This is a genomic window from Komagataeibacter kakiaceti JCM 25156 (genome assembly GCF_000613305.1).
In genome coordinates, this window is sequence record NZ_BAIO01000330.1 from 1 (window position 1) to 2,697 (window position 2,697).

Sequence of the window (2,697 nt, forward strand, 5' to 3'; positions counted from 1 at the left end):
CCTGCGCCGCCAGATCGACGCCGCGCGCGCGTCCCACCGCCGGACCGTCCTGTTTCTGGTGCAGAATGCCGATGGCCTGCGCTGGGTGCCCTTTCCCCTGCCTGACAGTGCCGGGCACTGACCCGCATGGGGGCGCGCCTGCGGGTCATGCTGCGTTCCATCATGCGCAGGGGGACGTGGCGGCAGGTCGTGCGGATGAATGTCTCGCTCATCCTGTCCGGCATCGTCGCCACGCTCATCCATCTGGAGGAACCGGTCTGGGCGCTGATCACATCGGTCATCGTCATTACCCAGACCCGCCTGACACAGACGCTTTCCACCGGGCGTGAGCAGGTTGTCGGCACGCTGATCGGGGCGGCGGCGGGCATGTCCGCCATCGCGCTGGAACAGTGGTACGGCCTTTCGCTGGGCATGGTGTTCTGGGTCATGCTCATGCCGCTGGCGGTTGTCGTGGCGCTGCGGCCCAAGATGCGGGTCGCGATCGTGACCCTGATGGTCGTGCTGCTGTTTCCCTCCACCGGCGCGCCGTTTTCGCGCCCGCTGCAACGCATCGCCTCGATCATGACCGGGGTCGTGGTGTCGTTCGCGGTTTCATTCTTCGTCCTGCGCAACGAGGCGCGGCGCGAGGTGCTGGCGGATTCCGCCACCCTGCTGCGCGGGCTGGCCGACCTGCTGGGTGGCGCGCTGCGCCAGCATCCCGATTATGACACGCTGGCCATGGCGGATGTGACGTGCCGTTCGCTGTTGCAGGACATCAATGACGGCGTGCAGGAGGCAGAAGTGGAGCATCCCGGCGCCCTTGCCCGCCATGACCCGCTGGTGGCGCGCCTGCCGGGGCTTTTGCGTCGGATCCGTTCGGATGCTATCTTCATTGCACGCGCGGCGGTGGAGGGCGAAACCGCCCGCATGGGCGACATGCTCGGCCACGAACGCGACATGGTGGTCCTGCTTTTGGGCCAGATGGCGGACCGCTGCGATGCGACCGCCGCTACCCGCCGGGGCCACGCGCTGGACAGTGAGGGCATGCGTGACATGCTGGACCGCCTGGAGCGGACGGGGGAACACTGGACACCCGTCATGCGTTTCGCCGTGGGGCTGCTGCATGCCGACATGCGGCTTGCCATACGCAACATCTGGTCGGACGGGCGCACCGATGATGGCCCGTTCCCGCTTACGGGGCACCCGCTTCTGGCAGAAGTTTCCTTCGGGCCGGTCAGCGCCGACAGCGCGGACAGGAGATAGGACCGGCCCGCGCACATACATACAAGGAGTTCGAAAGACACCATGCTGAATGAAACAACCCTGAAGCATCTTCCCGCCGGCGTGCAGGCGCCACATTATCAACTGGCGGAGGTGGGACGCGGGATCGTTCATTTTGGTGTCGGCAATTTCTTCCGTGCGCATGAAGCCTGGTACGTGGACAGATGCCTCGCCCTGCCGGGGCAGTCGGAATGGGGGATCGTGGGCGTGGGGCTGAGCGGTGGCGCGCGCAGCGAGGCCAAGGCCCGCGCCTTCCAGCAGCAGGACTGCCTGTACTCCCTGACGGAAGTCACGGCCGATGGCGTGCGCACGGTGTCCGTGATCGGGGCGCTGCGCGAATATCTGCTCGCCCCCGCCAACCCCGATGCGGTGCTGGACCGCCTTGTGGATCCCAAGACCCGCATCGTCAGCATGACGATAACGGAAGGCGGTTACAATATTGATGAGGAAACCGGGCGTTTCAGGCTCGATACCCCGGCCATTCGCGCCGATCTGGACAATCCGCGCCAGCCCGCCACCGTGTTCGGCTACGTGGTCGAGGCCCTGCGCCGCAGGCGGGCGGCGGGCACGGGGCCGTTTACCGTCCTGTCATGTGACAACCTGCGCAGCAACGGCCATGTCGCGCATGAAGCTTCGTGGGGTACGCCCGCGCGTTGGACGCGGATCTGGCGGCATGGATCGAGGCCAATGTCACCTTTCCCTGTTCCATGGTGGACCGGATCACCCCCGGCGTGGACGCGGCGACGCGCAAGGCGCTGAACGCGGCCAGCGGGCTGGATGATGACCTGCCCGTGCTGGCGGAGGATTTCAGCCAGTGGGTGCTGGAGGACAAATTCTGTAATGGCCGCCCCGCGCTGGAAAAGGCAGGGGTGGAGTTCGTGGCGGACGTGGCGGGCTACGAGCAGGTGAAGGTGCGCATGCTCAACGCCGCGCATCTCCTGCTGGGTTCGGCCGGGCTGCTGCTGGGGTATCGCTACGCCCATGAAACGGTGCAGGACGCGGAGCTGGAGCGTCTGGCCAACGCCTACTGGACACAGGACGCGATGCCCCAGATCGACGCCCCGGCGGGCGTGGATCTGGATGCCTACCGCAAGCGCCTGCTCAGCCGGTTTTCCAACCCGGCGGTGGCGGATACGCTGCTGCGCATATGCAGTGACGGCGCCTCCAAGGTGCGGGTCTTCTGGACCGATACCGTGCGCCGGTCGCTGGCCAGCGGGCGTCCGCTCGACCGGATCGCCTTCGGCATCGCCGCGTATCTGGAAATGCTGCGCGGGCGTGACGAGAAGGGGCAGACCTATACCCCCATCGAACCGACGCTGGATACGGATGAACTGGCGCTGGCCCGTTCCGATGACCTGTCGGCCGGTCTGGCGCTGTCCGCGTTCGATGCTGGCGCGACATGGACACCACGGCGCTTGACGCGGCGGTGATCGCCGC

General features: G+C 66.7%; 1 protein-coding gene and 1 pseudogene. Both read left to right on the plus strand.

Annotated features, from left to right (window positions below):
* Positions 1–126 precede the first annotated feature (126 nt).
* Positions 127–1,242: an FUSC family protein gene (locus tag JCM25156_RS13250; RefSeq protein WP_025813453.1), complete on the plus strand. Its 1,116-nt coding sequence runs from the start codon at positions 127–129 to the stop codon at positions 1,240–1,242.
* A gap of 42 nt (positions 1,243–1,284) precedes the next feature.
* Positions 1,285–2,697: pseudogene (locus JCM25156_RS24365) on the plus strand (mannitol dehydrogenase family protein); the annotation flags it as partial.